Origin of the sequence: Penaeicola halotolerans, from assembly GCF_016464625.1 — a bacterium.
Taxonomy (GTDB): domain Bacteria; phylum Bacteroidota; class Bacteroidia; order Cytophagales; family Cyclobacteriaceae; genus Penaeicola; species Penaeicola halotolerans.
The window spans coordinates 1-242 of sequence record NZ_JAEAGO010000188.1; the positions used below are offsets into that span (position 1 = coordinate 1).

At 44.6% G+C, this 242-nt stretch carries 1 pseudogene; it reads left to right on the forward strand.

The features are described from left to right. Positions 1-242, forward strand: a pseudogene (locus I5349_RS14000) (DUF2867 domain-containing protein); the annotation flags it as partial.

A 242-nucleotide genomic window follows, 5' to 3' on the forward strand; every position in this document is an offset into this window, starting at 1 on the left:
TTTAGCATTTAACAAGATCGCACAAAATGAAGTCATCTCCAGTTGGAAAGAGAGCTTCGTAGCCAGGGCAGATGACCTACAGCGAAGCCAATATATCCAAGTACCTAAGTATGGTTGTTTTGTAGATAAAAAAGTCAGGAAGGTGCCAGCGGAGGATATCCCGCGGATTGTCCAAAACATATGGTCTATTGGTGGTGAGGGAGGGTGGTATTTCTGGGGCTTTCTTTGTAAGGTTAGAGGCT